This is a genomic window from Desulfobacter sp. (assembly GCF_050177295.1).
This window is the reverse complement of record NZ_JBFXHE010000275.1, coordinates 1-6047: the sequence shown is the minus strand read 5'-3', so window position 1 is coordinate 6047 and position 6047 is coordinate 1. Positions and strand designations below refer to the sequence as shown.

The following is a 6047-nucleotide window of genomic DNA, read 5'->3' as shown; positions in this document are numbered from 1 at the left end:
TTTTCACTGCCTCGTTCAATGAGGACGAAAAAGAGAGGAACAAAGATAATTGCCAGGGTTGTGGCTGCCAGCATGCCGCCGATAACACCGATGCCGATGGCGTTCTGGCTGGCAGAACCCGCACCGTTGGAAATGGCCAGCGGTGTAACACCCAGGATAAACGCAAAAGAGGTCATCAGGATGGGCCGAAGTCTGAGCTCGGCGGCAATGACTGCCGATTGAACCAGTTCCATCCCGCTTTCGTATAGCGTTTTTGCAAACTCTACAATGAGAATGGCGTTTTTGGCCGCAAGGCCCACCGTGGTCAGCAGCGCAATCTTAAAATAAACATCATTGTTTAATCCCGCCCAGTCGGCGGCCACCACGGATCCGATAATACCCAAAGGTACAATAAGCATGACCGAAAAGGGGATGGACCAGGATTCGTAAAGGGCGGCCAGGCACAGAAACACAAATAAAAGGGAAATGCCGTAAAGCATCCCGCTCTGGGAGCCTGCCATCCGTTCTTCATAGGACAGGCTTGTCCATTCCAGGACAATCCCCTTGGGCAGTTTTTGGGCCAGTTCCTCGATAATGGACATGGCTTCACCCGAGGAGACCCCCGGAGCCGGCGCGCCCAAAATTTCCACCGAGGAGGTTCCGTTATACCGCTCCAACTTTGGTGATCCGTAGGTCCACTCGCCATAGCTGAATGAGGAAAAGGGCACCATGGTGCCCCGGCTGTTTCGCACATGCCATCTATTGATGTCTTCGGGCAGCATGCGGGATTCTGCATCCCCCTGGATATATACCTTTTTAAGCCGGTTGCCGTCCATGAAGTCATTGACATAGGATGAGCCCCAGGCGGTCTGCAGAACATTGGTGATATTGGCCGTGGTTACGCCTAACGCTTCGGCCTTTTCATAATCAATGTGCAACTTGTACTGCGGCACATCGGACAATCCGTCGGGGCGGACACCCACCAGCTTGGGATTCTGAGCAGCCATACCCAGCATCTGATTTCTGGCGTCCATCAGTGCGGTATGGCCCAGGCCCCCACGATCCACCAGCACAAAGTCAAAACCGGTGGCATCACTCAGGGCCAGGATGGCGGGCGGAATAAAGGCATACACAGATGCATCCTTGATGCTGTACATGCGGGCCATGGACCGGCCTGCAATGGCGGCAGCTTTCTGGTCCGACCGGTGGCGCCGGGACCAGTCCGTTAGATTGAGAAAGCCCATGGCCACATTCTGGCCCCGGCCGGAATGGCTGTACCCCACGACAGTGAATAAACTTTTTACATTTTCCTTCTCCTGCTCCAGAAAGTAGTCTTCCACTTTATATACGGCCTGCTGGGTCCGTTCCATGGTGGCGCCGGGCGGGGCGGAGATTATGGTCATCATCATGCCCTGGTCTTCGTCGGGCAAAAATCCCGTGGGGATGCCTTTAAAAACATAGACCAAACCCACAATGATCAATGCATAGATCACCAGAAATCTTACCGCCCGGGTGGCCGCATATCTGACACTGGATTTATACATGGCCTTGCTGAAGTCAAAACCCTTGTTGAACCAGCCGAAAAAACCGCGTTTATTTTCATGATGACCTTTTTCCACCGGCTTGAGCAAGGTTGAGCAAAGCGCCGGAGTCAGAACCAGGGCCACAAGTACTGAAAGTGCCATGGCCGAAACCAGGGTCAGAGAAAACTGCCGGTAAATGGCACCGGTGGAACCGGAAAAAAACGCCATGGGGATAAATACCGCAGACAGCACCATGGCAATGCCCACAAGGGCGCCGGTAATCTGATCCATGGATTCCCGGGTAGCTTCCTTGGGCGGTTTCCCGGTTTCAGACATCACCCGTTCCACGTTCTCCACCACAACAATGGCGTCATCCACCAGAAGACCGATGGCAAGCACCATGGCAAACATGGACAGTGAATTAATACTGAATCCGAACGCTGACAGCACCCCAAAGGTGCCAAGCAAAACCACCGGCACCGCAATGGTGGGTATCAGAGTCGCCCTGAAGCTCTGCAAAAACAGGTACATAATCAAAAAAACCAGCACAATGGCCTCCACCAGGGTTTTAACCACCTCTTCGATGGAGAGCCGGACAAAGGGTGTGGTGTCGTAGGGAAAGATAACCTTCAGCCCGGGTGGCAGAAACTGGCTCAGTTCTTTAACTTTATCCTTGACCCGCGTGGCCGTATCAAGGGCGTTGGCACCGGTGGCAAGGCTGATGGCCATGGCTGCCGCGGGCATCCGGTTATACCGGGTGGTGAACCCATAGCTTTCAGGCCCCTTTTCCACTTTGGCCACATCCTTCACCCGGACCTGGGAACCGTCCGGGTTGACCTTGACCAGAACTTTTTCAAAATCTTCCACGGTCTGCAGTTTGGACTGGGCCGTAACAACGGCATTGATCTGCTGGCCTTTGATGGCCGGGGCCCCGCCGAGCTGTCCCGAGGAGACATCTGCGTTCCGCGCCCGGATGGCCGCAACAACATCCGACGGCATCAGGTTAAAGGCGTTGAGTTTTTCCGGGTTGACCCATATCCGCATGGCGTACTGGGAACCGAACACGGTCAAATCGCCCACACCCTGCACACGGGAAACCGGGTCGGCCATGTTGGATTTAAGATAATCGGAGATATCATCATCGTCCATGGTGCCGGTTTCAGAGTACAATCCAACTAACAGCAGGAAACTGTCAGACGCCTTCTGGACGGTCAGCCCCTGTTCCTGAACTTCCTGGGGCAAAAGATTTTTCACTTTTGATATTTTGTTCTGCACCTGGACCTGGGCGATATCCGGATTCGCTTCCGGTTCAAAGGTCAGGCTGATGGAAAGCTGGCCGCTGGACTCACTGGCTGCAGAAAAATATCTTAGATAATCAATGCCGGTCAGGGATTGTTCTATAACCTGTGTGACACTGTCTTCCACCACCTGGGCCGAGGCCCCGGGATACCGGGTTGAAATGGTAATGCTGGGCGGGGCAATCTTGGGATATTGTTCCACCGGCAGGGTGAGCACGGCAAACAGCCCGGACAGCATAATGACAATTGCGATAACCCATGCAAATATGGGACGATCTATAAAAAAACGAGACATGTTTTTATCCTGCTATCATGAGTTGGTGGATGCTTTGTATTCCACGGTGCTGACCTTGGCCTGGGGCCTTATTTTCTGCAACCCCTCAACCACTATCCGGTCGCCGGGAGCAAGGCCGGAAGAGACCACCCACTGGTCCTTCACCGCCTGAAATACTTTAATTATTTGGTATTTCACTGTATTTTCCTTATCCACAACCCACACGTAAACAGATCCGTCTGCATTGCGGACCACAGCCTGCTGGGGAACGACAATGGCGTTATCCTGGCGGAACTGCGCCACTCTGGCACGGACAAAAAGACCTGGCAGAAGTTCCTTTTCAGGGTTGGGAAACAGTATCCTCAACTGAACCATGCCGGTACTCTGGTCCACCGTGGCATCGGAGAACAGCAGTTTGCCCTGCAGGTCATAGGGGATACCTTCCTTTCCGATGAACAGGCTGACCATAGAGTTCTGTTCAGGATTGTTCAGGCCTTTTTTAAGCGCCATGAGCTCCTCGCTGGACTGGTTTACGTCTACATAAATCTGGTCCAGATTCTGCAGCACAGCGAGGGCGGTGGTTTGATTGGCTGTCACCAGAGCGCCTTCGGTGACCGATGACTTGCCAATGCGGCCGGATATGGGTGAAAAGACTTTGGTGTAGTCCAGGTTGATTTTGGCTGCAGCCAGATTAGCCTGAGCAACGGCCACGTCCGCCCTGGACTGGGCCAGGGCGGCTTCGGTATCGTCATACACCTGGCGGCTGACACCCCCCATTTTTACCAGGCGGCTGTACCGGGCAAGCTTGGGTTCCACTGCCTTGACGTCAGCCTGGGCACGAACCAGGCTGGCGGATGCGGATTCATATTCGGCCTTGTAGGTGGCGGGATCAATTTGATAAAGCTGCTGCCCTTTTGTAACCAAACTGCCCTGGGTAAACATCCTTTTAAGGATGATGCCTGTTACCTGGGGGCGAATTTCAGCCACCTGGTATGCAGAGGTTCTGCCGGCCAGATCTTTGGTGAATACCACTTCCTGGGGCTTGACCGTATAAACGGCCACCTCAACCGGCGGACCGGCCTGGGCAGATGTCTGCGGGGCCGAAGCCGGGGCCTGATCTTTTTGTTCCCCTGCCCAGGGCAAGGCAAGCTGTCCTGAAAAATACAAGAATCCACCGCCAATGAGTACGGCCGTGATAAAACCAAGCAAAAAACGCTTCATAACGATCTCTCCTGTTCCTTAAGTATACTTTTGTCCAGAAAGCGAATAATTTCCTGTTTGAGTTTTTCCAGATCCTGGAGCGGCTCCTCCCGGTATGTCAGGGACTCCAGAGGACCGACCACCGTACCGAAGATCATGGCTGCCATGACATAGGGGTCCGCATCCATAAACTGCCCCTGGTGCATGCCTTCCCGGCAGATGTTAACCAGGGGGATGATGATGAGATCCATGCGCTCGGTGACGGCAGCAGCTGCCGAACGCTGGCTCTGGATAAATTTAAAATAAAGTGGGTATTCTTTCTGAAAATTAAACACATTCTCCACGAACCCGTATATTTTTTCCATGGGTGGAATATTTTTTTCAAATATTTTGCATGATTCCTTTTTAATGGGAATGATCACAGCCTCATGGACAGTGTTCAACAGGTCTTTTTTGTTTTTAAAATAATTGTACACGGTTCCTTTGGACACACCGCACCTGAACGCCACCTTGTCCATGGTAACGGGTGTCCCTTCATGGATCATTGCCAGCACGGTTTTTACCACCTGCTCCTTGAGCAGACGGTTCATCATCTCTTTTCTTCTTGTGGGCAAATTCATTGAATATTTCCTTGGGTTGTCCCCGCCATCATTCCTGTGGGGAAAAACAAAAACATCTCCTGACTATATCGGTTAAAGAAATGACCAAATAGTCAGAAAATGACGTTCGGGTACAATAAAGACCAAGGCCGTTTCTGTCAAGGGTATTTTCACAGCTTATAATTGCTATCCTGTCTTAATTCTTGACAAACCAAAAGGCGCTATCATACTATCAATGCTATTATTTATAAGGTCCTTCATTCGTTCGTTTTCATGAAAGAAAATTGATTTTTTAGGGTCTTTCAATTTTTTATACAAATAATTTATAAGGAAGAATTTGCATGAACAGGAAAACAAATTTAATTTTAGTGGCAGCCTGTATTCTATTCTTTATGACGGCAGGGTGTATGTCTTCAATGTCAACCGGTGACAGTGGCGCAAAAACAACCGCCACAGGCGCTGCCGGCGGGTCAACGGCCCAGAACGCAAACCAGGGTCTTGAGCGTTGCACGGCTTCTTTGGGCACTTTAGCCATTTATGAAGATAGAAATGAACCCTGGTATCACTATTTGACAAGAGACCTGCGTTTGCCGTCCACCGTGCCCGTGCTTCGCCTCCTTGCCCAGCAGTCCAATTGCTTTGTGGTGGTTGAACGCGGCAAGGCGATGAACCAGATGATGGAGGAGCGTGCGCTGATGCAGTCCGGTGAAATGCGCAGTGGGTCGAATTTTGGAAAGGGACAGATGGTGGCGGCAGACTATACCATGACGCCGAGCATCACTTTCAACGCCCGTGATACCAGTGGGGGCGGGGCTCTTGTGGGAGCGCTTCTCGGGTCAGTGGCCGGTTCCGTAGCCGGTGGATTCAAAACCAGCGATGCCAGTACCATGCTGACGCTCATTGAAAACCGTTCCGGGGTTCAGCTGGCTGCGGCTGAAGGCAGTGCCAGAAATACGGACTTCTCGCTTGTGGGCGGAATGTTTGGACATCATGCCGGGGGCGCGGCAGGGGCCTATGGCAGAACACCCGAGGGCAAAGTGATTATCGCTGCATTCACCGATTCCATGAACAATATGATCAGAGCGGTCAAATCTTATAAAGCACAATCCGTGGCCGGCGGGCTTGGCACAGGCGGGACCATGGCTGTGCAGGGCGGAGCAACGGCAATGGCGGC

The 6047-nt window shown here is 52.3% G+C and carries 4 protein-coding genes; 1 reads left to right on the top strand and 3 read right to left on the bottom strand.

The window, feature by feature from the left end:
* From AB7U36_RS16630 to AB7U36_RS16620, 3 genes are all read right to left on the bottom strand, one after another.
* Positions 1–3095, bottom strand: a 3095-nt coding sequence (locus tag AB7U36_RS16630; protein ID WP_428160818.1) for an efflux RND transporter permease subunit, incomplete at its 3' end; no start/stop codon positions are given.
* A gap of 15 nt (positions 3096–3110) precedes the next feature.
* The gene (locus AB7U36_RS16625) at positions 3111–4295 is read right to left on the bottom strand and encodes an efflux RND transporter periplasmic adaptor subunit (protein WP_320396803.1); all 1185 of its coding nucleotides are present in this window, start codon (positions 4293–4295) and stop codon (positions 3111–3113) included.
* Positions 4292–4894, bottom strand: coding sequence for a TetR/AcrR family transcriptional regulator (locus tag AB7U36_RS16620; RefSeq protein WP_428160817.1), 603 nt, complete (start codon positions 4892–4894; stop codon positions 4292–4294). The genes AB7U36_RS16625 and AB7U36_RS16620 overlap by 4 nt, the downstream gene beginning before the upstream one ends.
* A gap of 386 nt (positions 4895–5280) precedes the next feature.
* On the opposite strand from AB7U36_RS16620, the gene AB7U36_RS16615 reads away from it, so the two are divergent.
* A partial coding sequence (locus AB7U36_RS16615; protein ID WP_428160816.1) for a CsgG/HfaB family protein occupies positions 5281–6047 on the top strand: 767 nt, incomplete at its 3' end.